Genomic DNA, 26,862 nt, shown 5'->3' with positions numbered 1-26,862 from the left:
CCCAAGAAGTGGACGAAGCGCTACGGTGGCCGACGTGAATACCGCCTCGGCAGCGTTCCTCGCGACCATCCCCAGCCCCGACCAGGGCGTCTGGCATATCGGGCCGGTCCCGATCCGGGCCTACGCGCTCTGCATCATCGCCGGCATCATCGTGGCGATCTGGCTGGGCGAGCGGCGCTGGGTCAACCGCGGCGGCACGAAGGGCACGGTCATCGACGTCGCGGTCTTCGCGGTGCCGTTCGGCCTGGTCGGCGGGCGGTTGTACCACGTCATCACCGACAACCAGCTGTACTTCGGCGAGGGCAAGAACCCGCTCAACGCGCTGAAGATCTGGGACGGCGGGCTCGGTATCTGGGGCGCGATCGCGCTCGGCGCGGTCGGCGCGCTGATCGCCTGCCGCCGGCGGGGGATCCCGCTGCCCGCGATGGCGGACGCGCTCGCGCCGGGGATCGTGATCGCGCAGGCGATCGGGCGGCTCGGCAACTACTTCAACCAGGAACTCTACGGCGCGCACACCGACCTGCCGTGGGGCCTGGAGATCTACCAGCGCTACAACCCGACCAACCCGGACGACTTCCTGAACGGCGTCGCGCTCGGGCACGTCCCGCTGCCGGACAGCCCGGTGCACCCGACGTTCCTCTACGAGCTGATCTGGAACCTCGGTGTCGCGCTGCTGGTCATCTGGGCGGACAAGAAGTTCCGCCTCGGCCACGGCCGCGTGTTCGCGCTGTACGTCGCCGGGTACACCGCGGGCCGGTTCTGGATCGAGATGATGCGGACCGACACCGCGAACCACATCCTCGGCCTGCGGGTCAACGTGTGGACCTCGATCCTGCTGTTCGCCGCGGCGATCGCGTACTTCGTCCTCGCCGCCAAGCGTGGACCGCGGGAAGCGCCGGAAACGTTGTGGAGCAAGGACGTGCCGCGAGAGGACTCCGGTACCTCTTCCTCCTCCGGGCCGTCCGATGAGGAGACGCACGCGGACGTCGCGGCGGCTCCGGACACCGTCCGGGACTCGGCCGCGGACAAGGCGACCGAGGACCCGAAGCCGGACCCCGAGAAGTAGCGCCGCAAGTCCGTGAAGGCCTCCTTGCCTACCTTGAGGGTAGGCAAGGAGGCCTTCACGGACGTCGCGGCGTCAGCGAGAGACCAGGCCTCGCCCCGTCACCAAGGGCAGGTCCAGCGCCGTCAGCAGCCCCGGCGGAGCCGCCACCACCGCCGGGATCGCGTTCACCAGCCGCATCGCGGTCGCCTTCAGCCCGGCCGTGTTGTGGTCACCGTCGCTGCCGACCAGACGCAGGTCCAGCACGTAGTCGGGCTCCCCGGTCACCTGGACGCGGTAGCAGCCCTGCCCGGTCGGCTGCGGCCAGTCCGGCCCGAGGTCGCCGCGCAGGCGCGTGATGTGCTCCAGCACGCACACCGCCCGCCCGCCGCGCATGCCGCGCACCTCGAACCGCAGCGCCGCGGCCGTGCCCTCGTTGATCGTCCCCGACGCGATCTCGAACGTCTCGGGAGCCGGAAGCCGTTCGTAGACCTCCTCGACGGCATCGAGTTCGACGTCCAGCCCGGCCGCGAGCTGCCGCACGACGCTGCCCCAGGCCAGCGACAGCACACCGGGCTGCAACAGCAAGGGCAGATCGTCCATCTCCCGGCCGAAGCCCATGATCTCGAACAGCACCTTGCCGTTGTCGTACGTCGAATAGTCGAGGATCTCCAGGCAGCGCACCTCGTCGATCCGTTCGCACACGCCGGTGAGCACCAGTGGCAGCCAGTCGTTGGCGAAGCCGGGGTCGACACCGTTGACCCACAGCGAAGCACCGCCTTCGCGAGCGGCCTCCCGGATCGGCTCGATCATCTCCGGCGGGACGACGCCTTCGGGATACTGGAGGAACACCGGGCTGCTGGACACCACGTTGATCCCCGCGCGCAGGAAGCGTTTCAGGTCTTCGACGGCCTCGGGCAGCCGGTCGTCGGCCATCGCCGTGTAGAGCACGCAATCGGGCTTCAGAGCGATGAGTGCGTCCGCGTCGGTCGTCGCGGTGACACCCAGCGGGCGACCGAGCCCGGCCAGATCCCCAGCGTCCACGCCCACCTTGGCGTCGCTCGAAACCCAGACTCCGGCGAGTTCGAGATCCGGCCGCGCGGCTATCCCCGCCAGCGCGTGGCGGCCGACGTTCCCGGTACTCCACTGGACCACGCGCACGGCGTTCGCCTCCTGATGTCTGGTTGGTGAACCCGCGTCCGCGATCGACGTCGGCAGGACGCTGCCTGGGAGACCACGTCACGGTTGACGAGCAGGGCGTCCTGCCACCGCGATAGCGGGGCCTTCGGCCAGGGCGGGTTCACGCGTATGGTCATTTTCCCGATATCTCTCAGCTCCGCCGACAGTCTCCTACAGATCGGGCAGGCCCAGCTCGAGGTTCGGGGCCTGCAATCCACCGTCGACTTCGATGATCTTGCCGGTGACGTACCGGCCCGCGCCCGACGCCAGGAACACGACGGTGGCCGCGATGTCCTCGGCCTCGCCGATCCGGCGCAGGGGAGTGGCGGCCTCCATCCGGCCGCGCAGTTCATCGTTGCCCACCACCACTTCGAGCGCGGAAGTCGCCACCGAGCCGACCGAGATCGCGTTCACCCGCACCTTAGGCGCGAGATCAGCCGCCGCGAGCCGGGTGTAGTGCGCCAGCGCGGCCTTCGCCGTCCCGTACGCGGCGAAGCCACGGCCGGTCACGCGGCCCATGACCGACGAGATGTTGACGACCGATCCGCCCGTCTCCAGCAGGGACGGGGCCGCCGCGACGGTCAGTGCGTGTGCGGTGGAGACGTTGAAACGAAAGGCTTCTTCGAGGAATTCGGCGGTGGTTTCCAGCAGCGGCCGGGGATAGGTTCCGCCGACGTTGTTGACCACCAGGTCCAGCCGCCCGAATTCCGCCGTCGCGATCCGAGCCAGCTCGCCCGCGGCGGCCGGGTCGCTCAGGTCGGCGGGCACCACGTGCGCGCGCCGGCCGGTGGCGGCGACCAGGGCCGCCACGTCGTCGAGCTGGGTTTCGGTGCGGGACGAGATCATCACGTCGGCACCGGCCTCGGCGAGCGCCACGGCCGTCGCCGCGCCGATCCCGCGTCCGGCGCCGGTGACCACGGCGACCTGGTCGGTGAGCCGGAAACGGTCCAGGATCATGCGCGGAACTGTAACACGTTCTAGTGGTTGCCGGTCCCGCTCGCGCGGAGCGGGACCGGCTCCGGCTAGCCGTTCACGATGAACGAGTAGTACCGCGGATCACCGAAATTGCCGTCGGCCAGGATCGCCTGGACTTCGAGCTGGTGTGGTCCGGCACTGGCCGGGGTGACCGTGATCGTCGCCGTCCCACCGGTCGCCGCGACCCACTGGGGCGCTCCGTTGTCCACGGTGTAGAGGAAATCGGTGACACCGGGGACCGCCGAGGAGAAGACGAACTCGCCCGGTACGCCGACCCCGCCGCCCGGCTGGCCGGCCGGATAGGTGGAACTGGTGACGACCGGGGCGGTGTTCTGCTCGATCCGATCCTCCCAGCGCTGGGATGTCCAGCCTTCCTTGGTACGGCTCGACACGACCAGGTAGGTCATCGGCTCCCGCGGGGTCACCGTGGTCGTCGCCATGCCGTCCGGCCCGGCCGGGACCACGACCTCACCGGTCCAGCCGAAGTCGTAGACGTACTCGACGACCCCCGGCATCGCGCCGGGAGTGAAGTCGAGGCGCAGCGGCTTGCCCACGGCGACGGCCTGGGCATCGAAGGTGACACCCGGCTCCGACGGTGTGGCGGTGAACCCGTAGTGCGTGCCGGGACCGCTGTTGCCCGCCTTGTCCCTGCCCCAGGCGCTGAAGGTGTCGAACTCCGTCTTCGGCGTGTACTGGACGGTCGCGACACCGCCGGGGCGGTCCGCGGGTGCGTAACCGTTGCCGGTGTTGAAGCCGATGATGTCCTGATCACCCTTGGCATCGATCGTGAAGGTGCCCGGGATGCCGATGGCGCCGTGCCGCTCGCGGTCGTTCGGGTAGTCCGCCGACGTCACGACCGGCGCGGTGGTCGGTGCCACCCGGTCGATGATGAAGGAACACGGCGCGCTGACCGGTCCGGCCAGTCCCTCTTCGACCCCCTGCATCGTCCACCGGTACTCGCGGCCGTGGGTGGTGAACTCGGACGGTAACCAGTAGCGCACGTGACGCGGCGCGGCGGAGAAGTAATCAGGGCCCAGTTCCAGCCGCTTCGCGGGGTCGTCGGCCGCCCAGACCGTCACCTTGGCGGAGACCGCGGACCGGTCGGGGTCGTCGACCCGGCCGGTGACCTCGACGGGATTGTCCGCCGTGTACACCGGATCCGCGCCGCACGGCTTGAGCCCGACGTGCAGGTCGGTCGGCACGGTCGGCGGCCGGTTGTAGTCGACGTAGAGATGCAGGCGGTTCTCGACGCGCCTGCCGTAGGCCGGGTCGAACTGCCGGTCGTCCGGCATCCGCAGCGCGAAGGTCACAGACTCCTTGCCCGCGGCGAGCGCGGCCGTGATCGCCTGTCCCGCGTCCCATTCGACGCGGTTCCACAGGCAGCCGCCCTGGGCGCCCGGGCCGGGAAGCTTGGTTCGCTCCTTCGGCTGACGCAGCCAGGTCGGCGCCGTCGCCGGGTCGGTGACCCACAGTTCGGTCGCACGCGGCTTGGTGCAGTCGTTGGCGGCGGTTTCGGTCGCGTACGCCTCGGCGTAGCCGATCGTGGCCCCACGATAGGGGCGCAGGTCGAAGGTGAAGTACGCCTTCGAAGCGTGGAACCCGCGGTCGGTCCAGGCGCCGACCGGAACGTCATTCCCGGTGGTGAAGGACTTCGTCGGCGCCTTGAGGTCGATGTAGACGGCCGGCGCCGAAGTGGCCGTCTCGGAGGTGGCCAGCGCGGGCGTGGCCGAGAGCAGGGCGGAGAACGTGAGCGCGGCCGCGCCGAGCACAGCGGTTCTTCGGATCAACTTGAGCATCAAGCCCCCAGAGGTGAGGTGATTTCACCTCTAGGTCGATCTAGAGCGGTGTCAGGTTGCCGTGAAGCGCAGGATTGGGCCGGACGGCCTAATCGGCCCAGGGTTCGCGCCGGGCGCCCGGAGTGACTAGGGTCGCCTCACCGCGTCTCGTGACATCCCGGAACGGGACATATACTTAGCGGAACGAAGTACTGTGCCCTCATCAGGAACTGTGTCGTTCCGGGCGTCCAGATCGTTACCCATCGGCGGGCTTTCGCGACCGCCGAACTGATGCCGACGTGTTTCACAGGTGTTAAAGTCGCGCTAACGAACGGGCCATCGTCGTCCCGTGCGCATTCCCCCCGGCCGGCCCCGCCCGGCCGCTGAGCACAGACGACGAAGGAGGTCCCTTCATGATCTTCTCCGCCATTCCAGGCAAACAGGGTCTCTACGATCCCGAATCCGAACAGGACTCCTGCGGTGTGGCCATGGTGGCCGACGTCCGCGGGCGGCGTTCGCACGGCATCGTCACCGACGGCCTGTCCGCGCTGACGAACCTCGACCACCGCGGCGCCGCCGGCGCGGAGCCGACCAGTGGTGACGGTGCGGGCATCCTGCTGCAGCTCCCGGACGAGCTGCTGCGGGCCGAAGTGGACTTCACTCTGCCCGAGGCGGACGCCGGCGGCCGGCAGACCTACGCGACCGGGATCGGTTTCCTGCCCTCGGACATCGAGGAGCGGACCAAGGCCATCGCCCTGATCGAGCGGATCGCCGGTGAAGAGGGCCTCGACGTCCTCGGCTGGCGTGAGGTCCCGGTCGACGCCGACCGCGCCGACATCGGCCCGACGGCGCGTTCGGTGATGCCGCATTTCGCGATGCTGTTCGTCGCGGGCGCCGAGGCCGACGGACGATGTCCCTCCGGGCTCGAGCTGGACCGCCTTGCCTTCTGTCTCCGCAAACGCGTCGAGAACGAGAGCGTGACCGCGGGCTGCGGCACCTACTTCCCGTCACTGTCCTCGCGGACCATCGTCTACAAGGGAATGCTGACCCCCGAGCAGCTCCCGCTCTTCTTCGCCGACCTGACCGACACCCGGCTCACCAGCGCCATCGCGCTCGTGCACTCCCGGTTCTCCACCAACACCTTCCCGTCGTGGCCGCTGGCGCATCCGTTCCGGTTCGTCGCGCACAACGGCGAGATCAACACCATCCGGGGCAACCGCAACCGGATGCGCGCCCGTGAGGCGCTGCTCGAATCGGACCTCATCCCCGGCGACCTGACCCGCCTGTACCCGATCTGCTCGGCCGACGCGTCGGACTCCGCCTCCTTCGACGAGGTGCTGGAGCTGCTGCACCTCGGCGGCCGGTCGCTGCCGCACGCGGTGCTGATGATGATCCCCGAAGCGTGGGAGAACCACGCCGGGATGGACGCACAGCGTCGTGCGTTCTACCAGTTCCACGCCAGCCTCATGGAGCCGTGGGACGGCCCGGCCTGTGTCACCTTCACCGACGGCACCCTCGTCGGCGCGGTGCTGGACCGGAACGGCCTGCGCCCCGCCCGCTGGTGGCGCACCGCCGACGACCGTGTCGTGCTGGCCAGCGAGGCGGGCGTGCTCGACGTCGCCCCCGCGGACGTCGTGGCCAAGGGGCGCCTCAAGCCCGGCCGCATGTTCCTGGTGGACACCGAGGCGGGCCGGATCGTCGACGACGAAGAGGTCAAGTCGGAGCTGGCGAAGCAACTCCCGTACGAGGGCTGGCTGCACGCCGGTCTCCTGCAGATCGCCGACCTCCCGGACCGCGACCACATCGTGCAGAGTCACGATTCCGTGCTGCGGCGCCAGCTTTCCTTCGGCTACACCGAAGAAGAGCTGAAGATCCTCCTCGCGCCGATGGCGGTCAAGGCCGCCGAGCCGATCGGTTCGATGGGTTCCGACACCCCGCCCGCCGTGCTGTCGCAGCGTTCCCGGCTGCTCTACGACTACTTCAAGCAGAACTTCGCGCAGGTCACCAATCCGCCGCTGGACGCGATCCGCGAAGAGCTCGTCACGTCGATGAGCCGGATCATGGGCCCCGAGCGCAATCTGCTCGCCCCCGGCCCGGCCTCCTGCCGCCACGTGCAGCTGCCGTATCCGGTGATCGACAACGACGAACTCGCCAAGCTGATCCACATCAACGACGACGGCGACCTTCCCGGCTTCGCGTGCAGTGTCCTTTCCGGACTGTACGAAGTGGACGGTGGAGCCGAGGCACTGGCGTCCGCGATCGAGCGGGTCCGGCGCGAGGCCTCCGAGGCGATCGCGGCCGGCGCGCGCACGCTCGTGCTGTCCGATCGCGACTCCGACCACCGCATGGCGCCGATCCCGTCGCTGCTGCTCGTTTCCGCGGTGCACCACCATCTGGTGCGTACCAAAGAAAGGCTCCGCGTCGCGCTGGTCGTCGAGACCGGTGACGCCCGCGAGGTCCACCACATCGCGCTGCTGCTCGGCTACGGCGCCGCGGCGGTGAACCCGTACCTGGCCTTCGAGACCATCGAAGACATGATCTCGACCGGTGCCGTCACCGGCATCGAACCCGCCAAGGCGATCCGCAACTACGTCAAGGCGCTCGTGAAGGGCGTCCTGAAGATCATGTCGAAGATGGGCATCTCGACCGTCGGCGCGTACACCGCGGCGCAGGTCTTCGAGTCCTTCGGGTTGAGCCAGGACCTGCTCGACGAGTACTTCACCGGGACGTCGTCGAAGCTCGGCGGCGTCGGGCTGGGCGTGCTCGCCGAAGAGGTCGCCACGCGCCACCGCCGGGCGTACCCGGACAACCCGACCGACCGGGTCCACCGTGGACTCGAGACCGGCGGCGAATACGCGTACCGCCGCGAGGGCGAACTGCACCTGTTCACCCCGGAGACCGTCTTCCTGTTGCAGCACGCGACGAAGACCGGCCGGGAAGAGGTGTACAAGAAGTACTCCGACGAGGTGCACCGCCTGTACCGGCAGGGCGGCGCGCTGCGCGGGCTGTTCTCCTTCCGTGAGGGCGCGCGTGAGCCCGTCCCGCTGGACGAGGTCGAGCCCGTGGAGGCGATCTTCAAGCGCTTCAACACCGGCGCGATGTCCTACGGCTCGATTTCGGCCGAGGCGCACGAAACGCTCGCCATCGCGATGAACCGCATCGGCGGCCGGTCCAACACCGGTGAAGGCGGGGAAGACCCCGAGCGGCTCTACGACCCGGCGCGCCGCAGCGCGATCAAGCAGGTCGCGAGTGGCCGGTTCGGGGTCACGAGCGAATACCTGGTCAACGCCGACGACATCCAGATCAAGATGGCGCAGGGCGCGAAGCCGGGCGAGGGCGGGCAGCTGCCGCCGAACAAGGTCTACCCGTGGATCGCGCGCACGCGGCATTCGACGCCCGGCGTCGGGCTGATCTCGCCGCCGCCGCACCACGACATCTACTCGATCGAGGATCTGGCGCAGCTGATCCACGACCTCAAGAACGCCAACGAGAACGCCCGCATCCACGTGAAGCTGGTGTCCTCGCTCGGCGTCGGCACGGTGGCGGCGGGCGTGTCCAAGGCGCACGCCGACGTCGTCCTGATCTCCGGCCACGACGGCGGCACCGGCGCCTCCCCGATGAACTCGCTCAAGCACGCGGGCACCCCGTGGGAGATCGGGCTCGCCGAAACGCAGCAGACGTTGCTGCTCAACGGTTTGCGCGACCGGATCACCGTGCAGGTCGACGGCGCGATGAAGACCGGCAAGGACGTCGTCATCGCCGCGCTGCTCGGCGCGGAGGAGTACGGCTTCGCGACGGCGCCGCTGATCGTCGAGGGCTGCGTCATGATGCGCGTCTGCCACCTCGACACCTGCCCGGTCGGCGTCGCGACCCAGAGCCCGGATCTGCGCAAGCGGTACACCGGCCAGGCCGACCACGTCGTGAACTACTTCCGGTTCGTCGCCGAAGAGGTCCGGGAAACGTTGGCGGCGCTCGGTTTCCGCACCCTCGACGAGGCCATCGGGCACGCCGAGATGCTGAACACCGACGAGGCGGTCGAGCACTGGAAGGCCTCCGGCCTCGACCTCGCGCCGATCTTCGAGATGCCGGCCGAGACTCCTTACGGCGGGGCGAAGCGGCGCACCCGGAACCAGGACCACGGCCTGGAGCACGCGCTCGACCGGACGCTGATCCAGCTCGCCGAGGCGGCGCTGGAGGACGCGCATCCGGTCCGGCTCGAACTGCCGGTGCGGAACGTGAACCGGACCGTCGGCACGCTGCTCGGTTCCGAGATCACTCGCCGCTACGGCGGTGAGGGGCTGCCGGAGGACACGATCCACGTGCTGCTGACCGGTTCCGCCGGGCAGTCGCTCGGGGCGTTCCTGCCGCGCGGCATCACGCTCGACATGGTCGGCGACGCGAACGACTACGTCGGCAAGGGCCTTTCGGGCGGGCGGATCATCGTGCGCCCCCATCCGGACGCGAAATTCGCCGCGGAAGGCCAGACCATCGCCGGGAACACGCTCGCCTACGGCGCCACCGGTGGCGAGATGTTCCTGCGCGGCCAGGTCGGCGAACGGTTCTGCGTGCGGAACTCCGGCGCGGTGGTCGTCGCCGAGGGCGTCGGCGACCACGCTTTCGAGTACATGACCGGCGGGCAGGCCGTGGTGCTCGGCCCGACCGGGCGCAACCTCGCGGCGGGCATGTCCGGCGGCGAGGCCTATGTGCTCGACCTCGATCGGGGCAAGGTCAACGAGGAGATGGTCAACCTCCTGGCTCCGTCCTCGGAAGACCTCGCCTGGCTCAAGAAGACCGTGCAGAAGCATTACGACCTCACGCGTTCGGCCGTGGCCGCGTCGCTGCTCGGCGACTGGCCGCGTCGCTCGGCGGCGTTCACCAAGGTGATGCCCCGCGACTACCAGCGTGTCCTTGACGCGGCGAAGGCGGCGCGTGCCGCGGGCCGCGACGTCGACGAAGCGATCATGGAGGCCGCTCGTGGCTGATCCGACGGGTTTCCTGAAGTACGACCGTGAAGAGCCGAAGAAGAAGTCCAAAGAGGACCGTCTCGCCACCTGGGGCGAGGTGTACGCCGACGTGGAGCCCGCCGAGCGCAACAAACAGGTGCGCAAGCAGGCTTCGCGGTGCATGGACTGCGGCATCCCGTTCTGCCATTCCAGTGGTTCCGGCTGCCCGCTGGGCAACCTGATCCCGGAGTGGAACGACCTCGTGCGCCGCGGCGACTGGGCCGCGGCGAGCGACCGGCTCCACGCCACCAACAACTTCCCCGAATTCACCGGGAAGCTGTGCCCCGCGCCGTGCGAGGCGGGCTGTGTCCTGTCGGTCTCGCCGCTGTCCGGCGGCCCGGTGGCGATCAAGCGGGTCGAGCAGACGATCGCCGACCAGTCCTGGGAAGCGGGCTACGTGCAGCCGCAGGTCTCGGCCGTTTCGTCGGGGCAGCGGGTCGCGGTCGTCGGCTCCGGCCCCGCCGGGCTCGCCGCCGCGCAGCAGCTGACCCGCGCCGGCCACGAAGTGACCGTCTACGAACGGGACGATCGCCTCGGTGGCCTGCTGCGGTACGGCATCCCCGAGTTCAAAATGGAGAAGAAGGTCCTCGACCGGCGGCTCGCGCAACTCCGCAAGGAGGGCACGAAGTTCGTCACCGGCTGCGAGGTCGGCGTCGACCTCACCGTCGAGGAACTGCGGGCGGGCTACGACGCGCTGGTCCTCGCCGTGGGCGCGCTGCGCGGCCGCGACGACAAGACCACGCCCGGACGTGAGCTGGCCGGGATCCACCTGGCGATGGAACATCTGGTCCCGGCCAACAAGTACGTCGAGGGCGACGGCCCGTCGGCGGTGGACGCGGCGGGCAAGCACGTCGTCATCATCGGCGGCGGCGACACCGGGGCCGACTCCTATGGCACCGCGACCCGTCAGGGCGCGCTTTCGGTGACCCAGTTGGACCAGTACCCGACGCCACCGTCCACAAGGGACGACGAGCGGTCGCCGTGGCCGACCTGGCCGTACATCCTGCGCACCTATCCCGCGCACGAAGAGGCGGGCGAGCGCAAGTTCGCCGTCGCGGTCACGCGGTTCATCGGTGACGACGAGGGCAACGTGCGCGCGGTCGAGCTCCGTCAGGTCCGCGTGGTCAAGGACCCGGAGACCGGCAAGCGCATGGTGACCCCGGTCAACGACGAGGTCGAGGAACTGCCCGCCGACCTCGTGCTGCTCGCGATCGGCTTCGAGGGTGTCGAGCACATGCCGCTGCTGGACGGGCTCGGGCTCTCCCTCACCAAACGCGGCACGCTCTCGTGCGGCGCGGACTGGCAGACGGAGTCGCCCGGCGTGTTCGTCTGCGGTGACGCGCACCGCGGTGCGTCGCTGGTGGTCTGGGCGATCGCCGAGGGACGCTCGGTGGCGAGCGCGGTGGACGCGTACCTGACCGGTGCTTCGGACCTGCCCGCTCCGGTGCACCCGACGGCGCTGCCGCTCGCGGTGGTCTGAGCCCGGACAGCGTAGCGCCTCGTGAGTGGTGAGGACGGTTAGAACCGTCCTCACCACTCACGAGGCCCAAGACCAACGTTTCGCGGACGGCTTCGATGACCGCTTCGGCGACTTCACGGCTTGGGCGTCGGCGCGGGAAATCCGGACCGCCACCTGGGGAGCCCTTTACGACGACGCGAGCTTCCCCGGTCTCGCCGAGCTATGGTCGGCTCCGGCAACGAAGGCACAGGGTGGGCCGCTCGACGCCGACAATCACGCCGCGCTCCGGCTCCAGGTGCTCTGCAACGACTCCGACTGGCCGGAAAGCGTGCGCTACTGCCAGAAGGCGGTCGAGCCTGCCCTCGTGACGCACCCGATTTTCGGCCAGGCCGCCGCCAACATCACCCCCTGCGCGTTCTGGCCGGTCGAGCGCCGCGAACCGCCCGTGCGGATCCACGACCGCGGACCGTCGAACATCCTGCTGGTGCAGAACCTCCGCGACCCGGCGACTCCGCTCGTCGGCGCCCGCGAAATGCGATCGGCACTGGGCGCGCGGGCGAAGTTCGTCACCGTGGACGCCGGCGGACATGGCGTCTTCACCATGGGGAACGCCTGCGGGAACGACGCTGTCGTGCGGTATCTGCGGGACGGCGTCCGTCCGGCCGCCGATACGCACTGCCCGGCTTGATCAGGAGAACAGGAAGACGATCAAACCGATCCAGCCGAGGCCGCCGACCAGGATCCCCAGCAGGACCCCGGCGGCGGCTTCGGCGAAGGTGTCTTCGCCCAGCCTCTCGCGTGCCCAGCACACCCAGGCCACCAGCAGGCAGCCGGGCAGCATCACCGGCCCGAAAATGAACACCAGCACGGTGACCGCGGCGGATTCGGGTGAGGTGCGCGGCGAAATCCTGAAGCCGGATCCGTGCTTGATCATCCATCCCACGGCGAGGGTCACGAGCACCGATCCGGCCAGTGCCAGCAGTGACGGCCAGGTCAGGCCACCGTTGTCGCCGAGGACGATCGTGATCGGTGCCAGAAGGGTCCAGGCGATCGGAGCCACCAGGTGCGTGCCCAGCCGGGCGAAGCCGTTCACGGATATCCCCACGAGCAAGGCTAACCCGCCCCGTTTCGCCGTATCTGGGCCGAACGGCCCATACGCCACCTCGGATGCGGCCGAACGGCCGCTTGTACGCCCGGCAGCAGGACAAATACTTTCGAAATGTCGTGCAAGTCATACGGCAATTCACCGGTGGCGAAAGGTGGTACGCCATGAAGAGGACGGCTTCCCGGACGGGGATCCTGGCGGCGCTCGTCGGGCTGGCGGTGACGGGGCTGACAGCCGTCGCGAGTCCCGCTCACGCTGGACCGGTCCAGCATCAGGCAGCGACCGACGCACAGGCGGTGGCGGCCTACTGGACGCCCGAGCGGATGCGATCGGCGGTGCCGATCGAACAGCTGGTCCAGGCGCCCGCCTTCACCCCGAAGGACGTCGCGAAGGGCAAGAGCACGGTCATCCAGAGCATTCCCAACGGTGGCGGCGCGTGGACCGGGGCGGGCAAGGTCGTCCAGACCGCGGGCCGGGTGTTCTTCACCATGGGTGGGCGGAACGCGTCGTGCTCCGGTGACGCGGTCACCAGCACGAACGGCAGTGTCGTGATCACCGCCGGGCACTGCGTGAAGTACCAGGGCGCCTGGCACACGAACTGGACCTTCGCGCCCGGCTACAACAACGGCAACACGCCCTACGGCACCTGGGCCGCGAAGAGCACGCTGACCACTCCGCAGTGGGAAGCGAGCGAGGACATGAACTACGACATCGGCGCGGCCGTGGTCAACCCGCTCAACGGGCAGAAGCTGACCGACGTCGTCGGCGCGCAGGGGATCGCGTTCAACCAGGCGCGCAACCAGTCGATGTACACGTTCGGGTATCCGGCGGCGGCGCCGTACGACGGCTCGAAGCTGATCTACTGCAGCGGGAGCACGATCACCGACTTCCTGCTCACCAAGGACCACGGGATGAACTGCAACATGACCGGTGGTTCGAGCGGCGGCCCGTGGTTCCTCAACTTCAGTGAGGCGACCGGCGCGGGTGTCCAGGCCTCGGTGAACAGCTTCGGCTACAACTTCCTGCCGGGTTACATGTTCGGCCCGTACTTCGGCACGGACGCGCAGAACCTCTACACCAAGGCGCAGGCCGCCTGATCAGCCCGCCGCCCGTCCACCTTTTGGGACTTTCGTCCCGGTGGGCGGGCGGCTTTCGGCGCGGCATATCCTGGTCCGGTGAACTGGACAGTGGACGTTCCCGTCGACACGCTCCCCGAACTGCCTCCTCTGCCTCCCGAGCTGCGTGATCGGCTCGACGACGCGCTTTCCCGGCCCGCGGCGCAGCAGCCCGAATGGCCGGACGCCGAGCTGACGAAGCGTGTGCGTGGCGTGCTGGAGAGCGTGCCGCCGATCACGGTTCCCGCCGAGATCGACCGCCTCTCCGACCGGCTCGCCATGGTCGCCCGCGGCGAGGCGTTCCTGCTCCAGGGCGGTGACTGCGCGGAGACGTTCGAATCGAACACCGAACCGCACATCCGCGCCAACCTGCGCACCCTGCTGCAGATGGCCGTCGTCCTCACGTACGGCGCCAGCCTGCCGGTGGTGAAGGTCGGCCGGATCGCGGGCCAGTACGCGAAGCCGCGTTCGGCGTCCACCGACGCGCTCGGCCTGCCGGTGTACCGCGGCGACATCATCAACTCGCTCGTCGCCAAGCCCGAACTCCGCGTGCCCGACCCGGGCCGGATGATCCGCGCCTACGCGAACGCGGGCGCCGCGATGAACCTCGTCCGCGCGCTCACCGGCGCCGGCATGGCGGACCTGCACCAGGTGCACGACTGGAACAAGGACTTCGTGAAGTCCTCGCCCGCCAGCGAGCGCTACGAGGCGCTGGCCTCGGAGATCGACCGCGGCCTGCGGTTCATGTCGGCCTGCGGCGTCACGGACGCCTCGCTCCAGTCCACCGAGATCTTCGCCAGCCACGAGGCGCTGCTGCTGGACTACGAGCGCTCGATGCTGCGGATGGACCGCGCGGACGCGGCGAACCCCAAGCTGTACAACCTGTCGTCGCACTTCCTGTGGGTGGGCGAGCGGACCAGGCAGCTCGACGGCGCGCACATCGCCTTCGCCGAACTGCTGGCCAACCCGATCGGGCTCAAGATCGGCCCGACGACCACGCCGGAGCAGGCCGTCGAGTACGTCCGCCGTCTCGACCCGCGCAACGAGCCCGGCCGCCTGACGCTGATCGCCCGGATGGGCAACGGCAAGGTCCGCGAGGTGCTGCCCGCGATCGTCGAGAAGGTCGAGGCGTCCGGGCACAAGGTCATCTGGCAGTGCGACCCGATGCACGGCAACACGCACGAGTCGTCGACGGGCTACAAGACCCGGCACTTCGACCGGATCGTGGACGAGGTGCAGGGCTTCTTCGAGGTGCACCGCAAACTCGGCACGTACCCGGGCGGCATCCACGTCGAGCTGACGGGCGAGGACGTCACCGAATGCCTCGGCGGCGCGCAGGAGATCTCGGATCTGGACCTTTCGGGCCGCTACGAGACCGCGTGCGACCCGCGCCTGAACACGCAGCAGTCGCTGGAGCTGGCGTTCCTGGTCGCGGAGATGCTGCGCGGCTGACCTGCCCCCTTACGCGCGCTATGAAAGGTCCTTTCCTTGCAAATTTTGCAAGGAAAGGACCTTTCATAGCGTTCGCTAGGCGGTGTCCAGCAGTCGCGCTGCCGACTTGAGTACCCCGTCTCGCAGCGAACCCATGTCCGAGACCGCCGCCCCGTTCGCCTGAAGTCCGATGTGGACCGAGTCGCGATAGGTCGCCACCGCGATCCCGACCGCCTGCCGCGGCGCCAGCGGCACGAACGGGTACACGCCGACGACCTTCGTCCCGTCGAGGGTGAGCCGGTTGGGCGGCACCGGCACCGTGGTGATGACGAGGTCGAACAGCAGCGGCGCGGCCAGGCCGGCGGCCTTCGAACCGAGCCGGTGCAGCATCGGCGGCATCCGGTCGGCGAGCAGCGGGAACGCGCCCGCGCCCCGTGCCGGGCCCGCCGCCTTGTTCCGGCTCATTTCGCGTTGGACGGCCAGCAGCCGCTCCACCGGATCGTCGAGGCCGATCGGCAGGTCGCAGAGATAGCCGGACAGCTTGTTCCCGCCGAGTTGCTCGGCGGAGCGTCCGCGCACGCTGACCGGGATGAGCGCCCGCAGCGTCCGGTCGTCGGCGCGCTGGCCGCGGTTGATCATCCAGTCGCGCAGCGCGCCGCTGAGGATCGCCAGCACGACGTCGTTGGCGGTCCCGCCGTGGGCCCGGCGGATCCGCCGGATCTCGGCGGTGTCCAGCCGGACGAGGCCGAGCCGTCGTTCGGTCGACGGCGGCGCGCTGATCGGCGACAGCGGCGAACGGGTCGCGCGGACGACCGAAGACGCGATCCCGGCCTGGGTCAGCGTCGAGCCGACGGCTTCCTTGACAGCGTCCACAGGGGACCGAGGTGCGGGCGGCCCGGACCCGCCGTGCGGACGCCTCGGCGCGCGGGGGAGTTCGTCGAGCAGGCCCACGGCGACGGCGTACGCGCCCGCCCCGTCGGTGAGCGCGTGGTGCAGTTTCAGCAGCAACGCGAACTCGCCGTCCGGCAGGCCGGTGACGAGATGCAAGTCCCACAAGGGTTTTCCGGTGTCGAGTGGCCGCCCCATCCAGCGCGAGGCGTAGGCGGAGAGCGGGTCCGGTTCGTACAGGGAACTCAGGTGATGATGTGAAATATGTTCACTGGCAACGAAATCCGGGTCCTCGGCCCAGATGGCGGCGCCGGGCGGGAACAGCGCGGTGCGGGGGCGCTGACGCAGCTTCGGGAGCCGTGCGGCCCGCTCGGCCAGCAGCGCGGTCAGCTTACGCGCGTGCACCTGCCCGTGCGGCCGGAAGGTGACCACCGCGCCCATGTGCATGGGCGTCGTTTCGCTTTCCAGGCAAAGGAAAGCGACATCGAGTGCGCTCAGCTGGGGGCCTGACATCAGTGACCTTTCTCGGAACCGGCGGCGATGGGCACAACTGCACCAGCCTGACATGACGAGCGGGTGGTCGTCATGTTTCAGGGGCGCTAACTACCGCTGGTTTCACTCGAACGATGGGATCACGTTCGGACATGGACCACGGCTGTGCGGCAGATGGTGGACAGTGCGTCCTGGGGTAACTCGTTAGCGGATCATCCGAGGAAACCGGCAGACTGCACCACCATGACCGACGAACCGAAGCGCCCCGAACCGCCGCTCACCGGCGACGAGCGCACGCAGCTGAACGGCTTCCTCGACTTCCTCCGCGCCACTGTCGTGTGGAAGTGCTCCGGCCTCACCGACGAGCAGGCCCGCCGTCCGCTCGTGCCCAGCGAACTGACCACCGTCGCCGGCCTGCTCGGGCATCTGACCCTCGTCGAGCAGTACTGGTTCAACGTCGTGCTCAACGGGCAGGAGGACGTCTGGAAGGAGGCGCTGGAGGCCGATCCGGACGCCGAGTTCCGGGTCGCCATGCAGACCCCGATCGAGCAGCTGATCGCCGCCTACGAGGCCGAGTGCGAGCGGAGCCGCAAGATCGTCGCCGCGATGGGGCTGGACGACGAGGTCCCCTTCCGCGGCGATCGCAAGGTCAACGTCCGGTTCGTGGTCACGCATATGATCGAGGAGACCGGCAGGCACGCCGGCCACCTCGACCTGTTGCGTGAGCTGACCGACGGTCTCACCGGGGAGTAGCACGGCTGCGTCGTTCAAGGCGCGTTTTCGGATTTCCGTGGCCGGGCCGCGGCACGGCTGGTCACTTACTCCAGCCTTTCAGCGGCCCGCCTCCGCGAATCCGAGGCCTCCGGCCGACAAGAAACGCGCGCGCGTCCCCTCGAGTGGCCGGCCTCGGTTCAGGAGGCACCCCCTCGGCGAGGGGGCAGCGGGAAGAACCCGCTGGTCCGCTCGACGTACGCCGCGTATCCCGGCCGGGAACGCCGCAAACCCTTCTCCAGCAAAGGTTTTCCGGTTCCCTTGGCCAGCGTGTACGTCATCGCGATCGGTGACAGGATCGTCGCCGCCCCCACCCAGCTCGTACACGCCAGCAGGTACAGGCCCCACCACACGCACGCGTCGCCGAAGTAGTTCGGATGCCGGGTGTAGCGCCACAGCCCGCTGTCGAGGACCTTCCCCTTGGTGGCCGGGTCGGCCTTGAAACGCCGCAGCTGTTCGTCGCCGATCGTCTCGAATCCGAAGCCGACCAGCCACAGCGCGACACCGAGCCACGCCGTCACCCCGAAGGTGTCGCCGTACATCGCGAACTGGACCGGCAGCGAGACGAACCAGAGCACCACCGCCTGGACCAGGTACACACGGACGAAGAGCTTGAGCGCCGGATTCTCCCCGGCGTTCTCCGCCATTCGCACGTAGCGCGGGTCTTCGGGCAGCTTGTGGTTGCGCAGGTGGAGGTGGACGCCGAGGCGCACACCCCAGATCGTGGTCAGCAGCGCGGTGACCACGCGCAGCGCGACCGACCCGTCCCCGAGCGGGGCCGCGACCAGCGCGACGAGCGCGAAGCCCGGCCCCCACAGCGTGTCGACGGTGTCATAGCGCTTGCGCCACCGCGCGATCCCGAAGGTGACGACGAAGGCGAGCAGCGTCGCGCCCGCCGTGACCGCGAGTGTCCCGCCAAGGGGCATCAGGACCACTCCCGGGTGGCGGGCATCGCGCTCAAGCCCTCGTCCGACGAACGGACCGCGAGGATCTGGTCCACGCCCATCCGGTTCTCCTCGAACGCGAGGGCCCCACCGACCAGGTACAGCCGCCAGACCCGCGCGCCGGATTCACCGATCAGCGCCACGACGTCGTCCCAGTTGTCCTCGAGCGTCCGCTCCCATGCCCTGACCGTACGCACGTAGTGCTCGCGCAGCGCGTGGACGTCGCGGATCTCGAACCCGGCGCTCTCCAGATGCCCGAGCGTGCGGCTCAGCGGCCGCATCGTCATGTCGGGGGCGATGTAGCGCTCGATGAACGCGCCGCCGCCGGGGGCCACCGCGCCGCGGGACATCTGCTGCAGGACCAGCCGTCCGGTGGGCTTGAGCATCCGGTACAGCGTCCGCGTGTACTCGGGGTAGTTCTCCTCGCCGACGTGTTCACCCATCTCGATGGAGGCGACCGCGTCGAACGGCTCGTCGGTCAGCTCGCGATAGTCCTGCCGCCGGACCTCGACCCGTTCCTCCAGGTCGTGCTGGACGAGGCGGCCGCGGATGTGTTGCTGCTGCTGCGCCGACAGCGTGATCCCGATGGCCTGGACGCCGTGGTGCTTCGCGGCGTGCACCAGCAGCGAGCCCCAGCCGCAGCCGACGTCGAGCAGCCGCATCCCCGGCCGCAGGCCGAGCTTCCGGCAGATCAGCTCGAGTTTGTCCCACTGTGCCTGCTCTACGCCGTACCCGTCCTCGTCGGAGGTCCAGTAGCCGGACGAGTAGGCCATCGATTCGTCGAGAAGCAGCTGGTAGAAGGCATTGCTCAGGTCGTAGTGGTGCGCGATGGCCGACTTGTCGCGGAGCAGTGTGTGCAGCTTCCCGGACAGCCGGGCCTCTTCGGCGGGCGGTTTGGGCGGCGGCCCGACGACGCCGAGACCCACCGCGATCCGCAGCGCCTCCGCCCATTCGCGCGGACCGAGCTTCGCACCACGCACGGCACCCGATCGGGTCAGCGCCCAGATCCGGCGGAATCCGTCGGCGAGGTCGCCTTCGACATCGAGATCACCGGAGACGTAGGCCCTGGCCAGGCCCAATTCACCGGGGGCGTAGAGGAGACGGCGCAGGGCACGCCGGTTGCGGAGTACCACGGTCGGCGCATCCGGCGGACCGGCACGTACGCCATCCCAGGTACGCAGACCGACCGGCAGGGAGCCGCCGAGGAGCCGCTCGGCGAACGGGACTAGGCGGGACGCGGGACTGTTCGGCATAGTCGTCATTCGCTCCCGGACCGGAAAGGGATGGGTCGGATGCTCAGCCGGTTCACGAGATCCAATCCTCGCCCGATCCGGCTCCGAATGACTCATGTGCACACCAAGGGTCAACGCATCGGAGTCATCGGCAGCGGCGTCGCCGGCCTCACGGCGGCATACCTGCTGCAACGCCGTTACGAGGTACTGCTGTTCGAAGCCGACGACAGGCTGGGAGGCCACGCGCACACCCACGACGTCCCGAGCGCGCACGGTGGCACCGTCGGCGTCGACTCCGGGTTCATCGTGCACAACGAGCGTACCTACCCGAATCTGCTCCGCCTGTTCGCCGAACTGGGCGTCGCCACCCGTGACACCGAGATGTCGATGAGCATCCGCTGCGACGGCTGCGGTCTCGAGTACGCCGGTGCCAAGGGCCTGAAGGGCCTGTTCGCCCAGCCACGCAACGTCGCGCGCGGCAGCTATCTGCGGATGCTCGCCGACGTCAAGCGCTTCCACCGGCACGCGAAGCGCGTGCTCGAAGCGCCCGAGGCCGGAGACGTCACCCTCGGCGCCTTCCTCGCGATCGGCGGGTACACGAAGTACTTCGTCGACCACTTCATGCTCCCGGTCGTCTCGACCGTCTGGTCCGCGGACCGCACCGACACCCTGAAGTACCCCGCGCGGTACCTGTTCGAGTTCCTGCGCAACCACGGGATGCTGTCGGTCGGCGGATCCCCGAGGTGGCGCACCGTCGTCGGGGGCTCGCGCGAATACGTCGAACTGGCCGCCAAGCAGCTGACCGCCGTGCATCTGTCGACGCCGGTCCGCTCGGTCAAGCGCACCGCGCGAGGGATCGAGGTCCGCGACGACGCCGACACGCGCCACCGGCTCGACAAGGTCGTCCTGGCCACGCACGCGGACCAGGCGCTGAAGCTGCTCGCTTCACCGACCGAGGCCGAGCGCGAGGTTCTCGGCTCGTTCCGGTACTCCAGCAACGAGGCGTGGCTCCACACCGACACCGGCGTGCTCCCGACGGCGGAATCGGCGCGGGCGGGCTGGAACTACGCCACGCCGTCCTGCGGTGCCGGCCAAGGCGCGGTCCAGGTGTCCTACGACATGAACCGCCTGATGCGGCTCGACGAACCGACCGGCTACGTCGTCACGCTCAACCCCGGCACCGCGCCCGACGCCGGTTCGGTCCTGGCCAAGATGACCTACGAACACCCCGTCTACACCCCGGAATCCGTGGCCGCCCAGCGTCGTCTGCCCGAATTGAACGACGACACGGTCGCCTTCGCCGGCGCGTACCACGGCTGGGGGTTCCACGAGGACGGCTGCGCGTCCGGTGTCCGCGCGGCCGAGAACTTCGGGGTGCGCTGGTGACCGTCATGGCCGTGCTCTACGACTCCACGGTGGCTCATGTCCGGCGCGACGCCCCGCCGATCTCGTTCGCCCACCGGATCTACCTGTGGTTCGTCGACCTCGACGTGCCGCCGAAGCTGCCGTGGTGGCTGCGCCCTTTCGCGCGCTTCGACCCGCGAGACCACTTCGCGCCCGAGGACACTTCCAGCATCAGGTCCAAATTGGACCGCTGGCTCGCGGCGCGCGGCGTCGACCTCCGCGGCGGGCGGGTGCTGATGCTGGCCGGCGCGCGGATGCTGGGCCACAACTTCAACCCGATCACCCTGTACTGGTGCTACCGGCCCGACGGGATACTCGAATGCGTCGTCGCCGAGGTCCACAACACCTACGGCGGCAGGCACGCGTACCTCCTGCGGCCCGACGCGGACGGGAACGCCTTCGCGGACAAGGAGTTCTACGTTTCGCCGTTCCAGTCGATGGACGGCGAGTACCGGATGGAGGTGCCAAGGCCGGAGTCGCTGCTCTCGGTCAAGATCGCCCTCCGCCGGGACGGGCGGACGCCGCTGACCGCGTCGCTGCGCGGCGTGCGGCGGCCCGCCACTACGAAATGGCTGGCGCACATGCTGATCACCCGCCCGCTCATGCCGCACCGGGTCTCCGCGCTGATCCGGCGGCATGGGGTCAAACTGTGGTTGAAGAAGGCGCCGATGACCACGCGGACGCCGCAGACGGCCGGAGGCAGACTTGATCGATGAAACGGCACGTCCGCGCCGGATGGCGCCCGTACCCGGTGACGGCGAACCGGCCGGACCGACGGCCGAGGATCTGCTCGTCCGGGTCGCGAAGGGCGACGAGCGCGCTTTCGACGCCCTGTACGACCGGCTCGCCGGCCCGGTCCTCGGCCTGGTGCGGCGGATCCTCCGTGACGCCGCGCAGTCCGAAGAGGTCACCCAGGAGGTCATGGTGGAGCTGTGGCGCACGGCCACGCGCTACTCCCCGGAGCGGGGGAGCGCGCTGAACTGGGCCATGACGCTCGCGCATCGCCGTGCGGTCGACCGCGTCCGCTCGGCGCGCGCCAGTTCGGATCGCGAGGTCAAGGCGACCTTCGAGGCCGCCCGCGCCCGGCCCTTCGACGAGGTGGCCGAGGCCGTCGCGGCCCGCTGGGAACAGTCGCAGGTGCGCCGCTGTCTCACGACCTTGACCGAGCTGCAACGGGAATCCGTGTTGCTCGCGTACTACCAGGGCTATACCTATCGCGAGGTCTCAGAGGTGCTGCAGACCCCGCACGGAACCATCAAGACCCGGCTCCGGGACGGCCTGATCAGGCTCCGGGACTGTTTGGGGGTGACGGCATGACCATGCCCGAGATGCACACGCTCACCGGCGCCTACGCCGTCGACGCGCTGTCCGAAGTGGAGCGTGCCCAGTTCCAGCGGCACCTCGCCGAGTGCGCGTCGTGCGCACAAGAGGTCCTCGAACTGCAGATGACCGCGACCCGGCTCGGTGCCGCGCTGGCCGAGGACCCGCCGCCCGAGCTCAAGCGCCGCGTGCTCGCCGAGGCGATGGCGACCAGGCAGCAGCCGCCGAAGACGCGGTTAGCCGCCGGGGAGCGCGTCAAGGACCGGCGGCGCGCCCCGCGCTGGGCGATCGCCGCGGTCGCGGCGGCGGTCGTCGGGCTGGCGGGCACCGCCGTGTTCGGCGGGATCGCCTACGACAACCACTCGCAGCTGACCGCCGCGCGGGAGCGGGCGGCGGAGTACGCGAACCGGTACGCCCCGGTCGCCGACGTCCTTTCGGCCGTCGACCTCCGGACCGGGCACGCCGAGACCTCGGCGGGCGGCGGCGGGACTGTGATGATGTCGCGCGCGAAGGACCGGCTGGTGTTCATGGCGGCGCAGCTGCCGAAGAACGAACCGGGCCGGATCTACCAGGCCTGGCTGATGTACCCGGGCACCGCGCCCAAACCCGCCGGGCTCATTTCCGGTGGTCAGGACGGTGCACTGCTGGTCGCCGACGGTCTCGGCGGGGCCGAGAAGTTCGCGCTCAGCGTCGAACAGGCGGGCGGATCGCCGACGGGATCGCCGTCGAAGGACGTCGTCATGGTCATGTCCATGCCCACCTGATCTCCGCCCTTACCGTCTGTCAGTGAACCCGCGTCCGCGATCGACGTCGGCAGGGCGCTGCTTGGTCGAACCTCTCACGTCTGTGGGTAAGGCGCCCTGCCACCGCGATAGCGGGGCCTTCGGCGGGCGGGTTCACGCGTTATGCCCATTTCACAGTACGTCCTCAGCTCCGCCAATGGCCTCCTTACCAGGCCGCCGTTCGCCGCCGCGACCGGGTCTCGCTCTTGCGCCAGCGAACATGTTGTGGCAAAACACCTTTGCGACACACGGCGTGGCTACTGGATTCAAGCCAGCCTGGTGCATACCGTCCTGCTTCAACGTCGGCAGTTGACATAACTCTCAATCTGAACTTCAGCTCGAGGGTTCGGCCCAGGCTCAGCGACCGGCGGGCAGCACGAGCACACACGATCAGGAAGGCGGCTCCGATGACGCCCCCGCACAACTACCTTGCGGTGATCAAGGTCGTCGGTATCGGCGGCGGCGGAGTGAACGCCGTGAACCGCATGATCGAGGTCGGCCTCAAGGGTGTCGAGTTCATCGCGGTGAACACCGACGCTCAGGCACTGCTCATGTCCGACGCCGATGTCAAGCTCGACATCGGCCGGGAACTGACCCGCGGCCTCGGTGCCGGCGCCGCCCCCGAGGTGGGGCAGAAGGCCGCCGAGGACCACCGCGAAGAGATCGAAGAGGTCATCAAGGGCGCCGACATGGTGTTCGTGACCGCGGGTGAGGGCGGTGGCACCGGCACCGGTGGCGCGCCGGTCGTCGCCCAGATCGCCCGCAAGCTCGGCGCGCTGACCATCGGCGTCGTCACCCGCCCGTTCACCTTCGAGGGCAAGCGCCGCAGCAAGCAGGCCGAAGAGGGCATCCAGCAGCTGCGCAACGAATGCGACACCCTCATCGTCATCCCGAACGACCGGCTGCTGCAGCTGGGCGACATCGGCGTCTCGCTGATGGACGCCTTCCGCTCGGCGGACGAGGTCCTCCTTTCGGGTGTCCAGGGCATCACCGACCTGATCACCACGCCGGGTCTGATCAACCTGGACTTCGCCGACGTCAAGAGCGTCATGTCCGGCGCGGGCTCCGCGCTGATGGGCATCGGCTCGGCGCGCGGCGAGGGCCGGGCGATCCAGGCGGCGGAGAAGGCGATCAACTCGCCGCTGCTGGAAGCGTCGATGGACGGGGCGCACGGCGCGCTGCTGTCGATCGCGGGCGGGTCGGACCTCGGCCTGTTCGAGATCAACGAGGCCGCGTCGCTGGTGCAGGAATCCGCGCACCCCGACGCCAACATCATCTTCGGGACGATCATCGACGACTCGCTCGGCGACGAGGTCCGGGTCACCGTGATCGCGGCCGGTTTCGACGCCGGCACCCCGACCCACAAGAAGCTCGACCCGCCGGCGTTCGGCTCCCGGTCGAACTCGACCGCGTCCGCACAGGCCGGTCAGGTCAACGGCGGCGGGGCGACCCCGGTGCAGAGCCCGCCTTCGGGTGCCACGCCGGTGCCGTCGACCGGTTCGAACGGCTACCCGGTCGCGCCGCCGCGTACGCACACGCCCATGCCGTCCGCCCGTAACGAGGGCAACGGCTCGATGACCGGCGGGCTCCCGCAGCCCGGCGGCGGCTCGCGCGGCTACTCGCCGATCGGGTCGAACTCGAACCACGGCAGCCTGCCCGGCCGCGCCACCCCGGTGCACGACGACCCGTCGGACGACGAGGTCGACGTTCCCCCGTTCATGCGTCGATAGCACTCGCCAGTACGTTCCGTGAAGGCCTCCTTGACTACAGTCGAGGGGGCCTTCACTCAGGTCTAGGAGGAAACGCGTGCGGGTACGGCGGGTTGTCACGACAAGGGCGGGCGGGGCTTCCCGGCCGCCTTACGACACCTTCAACCTCGGTGATCACGTCGGTGACGACGCGGGCGACGTCTACGCCAACCGCAAACGCCTCGCCACCGAACTCGGCCTCGCCGAGGACAGGCTGGCGTGGATGGAGCAGGTCCACGGCCGGACCGCCACCGTCGTCGACGGTTCGGAGACCTCCGCCGCCGAAGCGACCGACGCGCTCGTGACCGCGGAGCCCGGCCTCGCGCTCGTGGTGCTCGTCGCCGACTGCGTCCCGCTTCTGCTGGCAGACGCCGAAGCCGGTGTCGTCGCCGCCGTCCACGCGGGCCGGGTCGGCGCCAGGGTCGGCGTCGTCCCCGCGGCGATCGAGGCGATGCGTTCGGTCGGCGCCGAACCGGCCCGTACCGAAGCGCTGCTCGGTCCCGCGATCTGCGGCGACTGTTACGAAGTCCCCGCCGACATGGCCGCCGACGTCGAAAAGCACGTACCGGGCAGCGCCTGCAAAACCCGCAAGGGCACGCCGGGGCTCGACCTGCGCGCCGGGCTCTGGCGGCAGCTGGCCGACCTCGGCGTCGGCAAGATCGGCGTCGATCCGCGCTGTACCAACGAAGACAAGACTCTCTTCAGCTTCCGCCGCGACGGCACCACCGGCCGGATCGCGGGCATCACGTGGCTGGACGCGTCGTGAGTGACACCCGCCGGGAGGAATTGGCCGCGTCCCTCGCCGAAGTGGAAGAGCGGATCGCCGCCGCGTGCAAGGCCGCCGGCCGGGCCCGCGACGAGGTCAAATTGCTCGCGGTCACCAAGACCTTTCCGGCGCTCGACGCCGCGCTGCTCGCCGACCTCGGCGCGCTCGACCTCGCCGAGAACCGCGATCAGGAGGCGGGCGCGAAGGCCGAAGAGGTCGCCGCTCTCCGCCCGGACGCCCGGATCCGCTGGCATATGGTCGGCAGCCTGCAGCGGAACAAGGCCAAATCGGTCGTGCGCTGGGCGGACGAGGTCCAGTCCGTCGACTCCGAGCGGCTCGCCGACGCGCTCGCGAAGGCGACCAAGTCGGCGCTGGATTCCGGGCAACGCGAGCACCCGCTGGACGTCCTCATTCAAGTAAGTCTCGATGACGATCCGAAGCGCGGGGGCATTCGGTTGAGCGAAGTGAGCCATTTGGCGGCGCGGATAGCCCATGTGGGTGATATTCGCCTCCGAGGGCTTATGGCGGTGGCGCCGTTGGGTACTGATCCCGCGGAGGCGTTCGGGAAACTCGCTCGCGCGTCGGAGCGTCTACGGGAAGAACACCCAAATGCCCGTGAGATCTCCGCCGGAATGAGCAATGATCTCGAGCAGGCGATCACGCACGGCTCGACCTGTGTGCGTGTCGGAACCGCGTTGCTCGGTGGGCGCGGTTTAGCCTCGCCCTAGGGAATACCGTCTCGTCGTTACGGGGAGTGGTGGCGAGGGCGGGGGAGTACGGTGCGGGACGCGGCTAAGGCTAGGGAGAGGCATGAGCGCGCTGCAGAAGCTGAAGGCCTACTTCGGGATGGTGCCCGCGGACGAAGACGGCTATGACGTCGAGGATGACTACCGGCGAGGCTACGCCCCAAAGGAATATGCCGACGACGAGTACGACTACGACGACGAGCCACCGGCCCGGTCACGGGGGGGACGTTACCGGGATGTCGATGACACTTATGACGAGCCCGCGCCGCGGCCTCGGTCACGCTCCGTGGCCAGTCCGGAGCCTGCCGTCCACGGAGCGCTGGCGATGGACCGTCAGCCGGAGCCGGTCGCGCGGCTGCGGCCGGTCACGGAGCCGGTCCGTCCGGCGGTCCGCGACCCGTTGAGCCGGATCACGACGCTGCACCCGACGAGCTACGCGGAAGCGCGGGCGATCGGGGAGCACTACCGGGAAGGCATCCCGGTGATCATGAACCTCACGGAGATGGAGAACGCGGACGCGAAACGTCTCGTCGACTTCGCCGCGGGGCTCGCGTTCGCGTTGCGCGGATCGATGGACAAGGTCACCAACAAGGTGTTCCTTCTCTCACCGCCCGATGTGGATGTCACCGCGGAGGACCGCCGACGGATTGCCGAAGGCGGATTGTTCCTGCGCGGCTGATCACCC

The 26,862-nt window shown here is 69.2% G+C and carries 21 protein-coding genes and 1 pseudogene; 15 read left to right on the top strand and 7 right to left on the bottom strand.

What is annotated here, in order from left to right:
• Positions 1 to 25: 25 nt before the first annotated feature.
• Positions 26 to 1,066: a prolipoprotein diacylglyceryl transferase gene (gene lgt, locus AC069I_RS31580; RefSeq protein WP_478267059.1), complete on the top strand. Its 1,041-nt coding sequence runs from the start codon at positions 26 to 28 to the stop codon at positions 1,064 to 1,066.
• A gap of 72 nt (positions 1,067 to 1,138) precedes the next feature.
• Here the strand turns inward: lgt and AC069I_RS31575 are convergent, their stop codons facing one another.
• The 3 genes from AC069I_RS31575 to AC069I_RS31565 all read right to left on the bottom strand — a co-directional run bounded on the left by AC069I_RS31575 (position 1,139) and on the right by AC069I_RS31565 (position 4,992).
• Positions 1,139 to 2,203: an NAD(P)H-dependent amine dehydrogenase family protein gene (locus AC069I_RS31575; protein ID WP_478227178.1), complete on the bottom strand. Its 1,065-nt coding sequence runs from the start codon at positions 2,201 to 2,203 to the stop codon at positions 1,139 to 1,141.
• Positions 2,204 to 2,392: 189 nt separating this feature from the next.
• Positions 2,393 to 3,178 carry an SDR family oxidoreductase gene (locus AC069I_RS31570; RefSeq protein WP_478227177.1) on the bottom strand — a complete coding sequence of 262 codons (786 nt, stop codon included), beginning with the start codon at positions 3,176 to 3,178 and terminating at the stop codon, positions 2,393 to 2,395.
• Positions 3,179 to 3,243: 65 nt separating this feature from the next.
• A complete protein-coding gene (locus AC069I_RS31565) occupies positions 3,244 to 4,992 on the bottom strand; it encodes a hypothetical protein (RefSeq protein ID WP_478227176.1) in 1,749 nt (582 codons plus the stop codon).
• A gap of 392 nt (positions 4,993 to 5,384) precedes the next feature.
• Between AC069I_RS31565 and gltB the strand changes: the two genes are divergently transcribed.
• From gltB to AC069I_RS31550, 3 genes and pseudogenes are all read left to right on the top strand, one after another.
• On the top strand, positions 5,385 to 9,953 hold the full coding sequence (gene gltB, locus AC069I_RS31560; RefSeq protein WP_478234649.1) for a glutamate synthase large subunit: 4,569 nt from the start codon (positions 5,385 to 5,387) through the stop codon (positions 9,951 to 9,953).
• Positions 9,946 to 11,454: a glutamate synthase subunit beta gene (locus AC069I_RS31555; RefSeq protein ID WP_478267058.1), complete on the top strand. Its 1,509-nt coding sequence runs from the start codon at positions 9,946 to 9,948 to the stop codon at positions 11,452 to 11,454. Before gltB ends, AC069I_RS31555 begins: the two co-directional genes overlap by 8 nt.
• A 73-nt stretch (positions 11,455 to 11,527) precedes the next feature.
• Positions 11,528 to 12,121, top strand: a pseudogene (locus AC069I_RS31550) (alpha/beta hydrolase); the annotation flags it as partial.
• Here the strand turns inward: AC069I_RS31550 and AC069I_RS31545 are convergent.
• Complete coding sequence (locus tag AC069I_RS31545) at positions 12,122 to 12,526, bottom strand: hypothetical protein (RefSeq protein WP_478267057.1); 405 nt, start codon at positions 12,524 to 12,526, stop codon at positions 12,122 to 12,124. It abuts the pseudogene before it with no gap.
• Positions 12,527 to 12,702: 176 nt separating this feature from the next.
• On the opposite strand from AC069I_RS31545, the gene AC069I_RS31540 reads away from it, so the two are divergent.
• Positions 12,703 to 13,635 (top strand): trypsin-like serine peptidase, encoded by a 933-nt coding sequence (locus AC069I_RS31540; RefSeq protein WP_478227171.1) that lies wholly within the window; start codon positions 12,703 to 12,705, stop codon positions 13,633 to 13,635.
• A gap of 78 nt (positions 13,636 to 13,713) precedes the next feature.
• On the top strand, positions 13,714 to 15,105 hold the full coding sequence (locus AC069I_RS31535) for a class II 3-deoxy-7-phosphoheptulonate synthase (protein WP_478227170.1): 1,392 nt from the start codon (positions 13,714 to 13,716) through the stop codon (positions 15,103 to 15,105).
• Positions 15,106 to 15,180: 75 nt separating this feature from the next.
• Here the strand turns inward: AC069I_RS31535 and AC069I_RS31530 are convergent, their stop codons facing one another.
• Positions 15,181 to 16,485 carry a wax ester/triacylglycerol synthase family O-acyltransferase gene (locus tag AC069I_RS31530; RefSeq protein WP_478234646.1) on the bottom strand — a complete coding sequence of 435 codons (1,305 nt, stop codon included), beginning with the start codon at positions 16,483 to 16,485 and terminating at the stop codon, positions 15,181 to 15,183.
• Positions 16,486 to 16,707: 222 nt separating this feature from the next.
• Here AC069I_RS31530 and AC069I_RS31525 point away from each other — a divergent pair, with 222 nt between their 5' ends.
• Positions 16,708 to 17,217 carry a DinB family protein gene (locus AC069I_RS31525; protein WP_340687703.1) on the top strand — a complete coding sequence of 170 codons (510 nt, stop codon included), beginning with the start codon at positions 16,708 to 16,710 and terminating at the stop codon, positions 17,215 to 17,217.
• A 158-nt stretch (positions 17,218 to 17,375) separates the two neighbouring features.
• Here the strand turns inward: AC069I_RS31525 and AC069I_RS31520 are convergent, their stop codons facing one another.
• Together AC069I_RS31520 and AC069I_RS31515 are read right to left on the bottom strand one after the other, a co-directional pair.
• Complete coding sequence (locus tag AC069I_RS31520; protein ID WP_478227168.1) at positions 17,376 to 18,161, bottom strand: DUF1295 domain-containing protein; 786 nt, start codon at positions 18,159 to 18,161, stop codon at positions 17,376 to 17,378.
• Positions 18,161 to 19,432 (bottom strand): class I SAM-dependent methyltransferase, encoded by a 1,272-nt coding sequence (locus AC069I_RS31515; RefSeq protein ID WP_478234734.1) that lies wholly within the window; start codon positions 19,430 to 19,432, stop codon positions 18,161 to 18,163. The genes AC069I_RS31520 and AC069I_RS31515 overlap by 1 nt, the downstream gene beginning before the upstream one ends.
• An 87-nt stretch (positions 19,433 to 19,519) precedes the next feature.
• Here AC069I_RS31515 and AC069I_RS31510 point away from each other — a divergent pair, with 87 nt between their 5' ends.
• The 8 genes from AC069I_RS31510 to AC069I_RS31475 all read left to right on the top strand — a co-directional run bounded on the left by AC069I_RS31510 (position 19,520) and on the right by AC069I_RS31475 (position 26,856).
• Entirely contained in the window at positions 19,520 to 20,797 is a 1,278-nt protein-coding gene (locus AC069I_RS31510) for an NAD(P)/FAD-dependent oxidoreductase (RefSeq protein WP_478267056.1), read from the top strand.
• Between the two features lie 5 nt (positions 20,798 to 20,802).
• Positions 20,803 to 21,531 carry a DUF1365 domain-containing protein gene (locus AC069I_RS31505; RefSeq protein ID WP_478227284.1) on the top strand — a complete coding sequence of 243 codons (729 nt, stop codon included), beginning with the start codon at positions 20,803 to 20,805 and terminating at the stop codon, positions 21,529 to 21,531.
• Positions 21,532 to 21,550: 19 nt separating this feature from the next.
• Positions 21,551 to 22,132, top strand: coding sequence for an ECF RNA polymerase sigma factor SigK (gene sigK / locus AC069I_RS31500; protein WP_478227283.1), 582 nt, complete (start codon positions 21,551 to 21,553; stop codon positions 22,130 to 22,132).
• Positions 22,129 to 22,899: an anti-sigma factor gene (locus AC069I_RS31495; protein ID WP_478227165.1), complete on the top strand. Its 771-nt coding sequence runs from the start codon at positions 22,129 to 22,131 to the stop codon at positions 22,897 to 22,899. The genes sigK and AC069I_RS31495 overlap by 4 nt, the downstream gene beginning before the upstream one ends.
• A 425-nt stretch (positions 22,900 to 23,324) precedes the next feature.
• Positions 23,325 to 24,647, top strand: coding sequence for a cell division protein FtsZ (ftsZ, locus tag AC069I_RS31490; RefSeq protein ID WP_126733686.1), 1,323 nt, complete (start codon positions 23,325 to 23,327; stop codon positions 24,645 to 24,647).
• A 76-nt stretch (positions 24,648 to 24,723) separates the two neighbouring features.
• Positions 24,724 to 25,431, top strand: a complete 708-nt coding sequence (gene pgeF / locus AC069I_RS31485; protein ID WP_478234644.1) for a peptidoglycan editing factor PgeF — start codon at positions 24,724 to 24,726, stop codon at positions 25,429 to 25,431.
• Positions 25,428 to 26,159 (top strand): YggS family pyridoxal phosphate-dependent enzyme, encoded by a 732-nt coding sequence (locus AC069I_RS31480; RefSeq protein WP_478227163.1) that lies wholly within the window; start codon positions 25,428 to 25,430, stop codon positions 26,157 to 26,159. Before pgeF ends, AC069I_RS31480 begins: the two co-directional genes overlap by 4 nt.
• Before the next feature lie 82 nt (positions 26,160 to 26,241).
• Entirely contained in the window at positions 26,242 to 26,856 is a 615-nt protein-coding gene (locus AC069I_RS31475; protein WP_478227162.1) for a cell division protein SepF, read from the top strand.
• Positions 26,857 to 26,862 lie beyond the last annotated feature (6 nt).

Source organism: Amycolatopsis sp. NPDC043885, assembly GCF_056435685.1.
The sequence above is the reverse complement of the archived record's forward strand: the minus strand, read 5'-3'. Positions and strand labels throughout refer to the sequence as shown.

Coding starts and splice junctions, on each gene's coding strand:
- AC069I_RS31570 (WP_478227177.1), bottom strand. CDS start 3,178: ATGATCCTGGACCGTTTCCGGCTCACCGACCAGGTCGCCGTGGTCACC.
- AC069I_RS31565 (WP_478227176.1), bottom strand. CDS start 4,992: ATGCTCAAGTTGATCCGAAGAACCGCTGTGCTCGGCGCGGCCGCGCTC.
- gltB (WP_478234649.1), top strand. CDS start 5,385: ATGATCTTCTCCGCCATTCCAGGCAAACAGGGTCTCTACGATCCCGAA.
- AC069I_RS31540 (WP_478227171.1), top strand. CDS start 12,703: ATGAAGAGGACGGCTTCCCGGACGGGGATCCTGGCGGCGCTCGTCGGG.
- AC069I_RS31530 (WP_478234646.1), bottom strand. CDS start 16,485: ATGTCAGGCCCCCAGCTGAGCGCACTCGATGTCGCTTTCCTTTGCCTG.
- AC069I_RS31525 (WP_340687703.1), top strand. CDS start 16,708: ATGACCGACGAACCGAAGCGCCCCGAACCGCCGCTCACCGGCGACGAG.
- AC069I_RS31520 (WP_478227168.1), bottom strand. CDS start 18,161: ATGCCCCTTGGCGGGACACTCGCGGTCACGGCGGGCGCGACGCTGCTC.
- AC069I_RS31515 (WP_478234734.1), bottom strand. CDS start 19,432: ATGCCGAACAGTCCCGCGTCCCGCCTAGTCCCGTTCGCCGAGCGGCTC.
- AC069I_RS31510 (WP_478267056.1), top strand. CDS start 19,520: ATGACTCATGTGCACACCAAGGGTCAACGCATCGGAGTCATCGGCAGC.
- AC069I_RS31505 (WP_478227284.1), top strand. CDS start 20,803: ATGGCCGTGCTCTACGACTCCACGGTGGCTCATGTCCGGCGCGACGCC.
- sigK (WP_478227283.1), top strand. CDS start 21,551: ATGGCGCCCGTACCCGGTGACGGCGAACCGGCCGGACCGACGGCCGAG.
- AC069I_RS31495 (WP_478227165.1), top strand. CDS start 22,129: ATGACCATGCCCGAGATGCACACGCTCACCGGCGCCTACGCCGTCGAC.
- ftsZ (WP_126733686.1), top strand. CDS start 23,325: ATGACGCCCCCGCACAACTACCTTGCGGTGATCAAGGTCGTCGGTATC.
- AC069I_RS31475 (WP_478227162.1), top strand. CDS start 26,242: ATGAGCGCGCTGCAGAAGCTGAAGGCCTACTTCGGGATGGTGCCCGCG.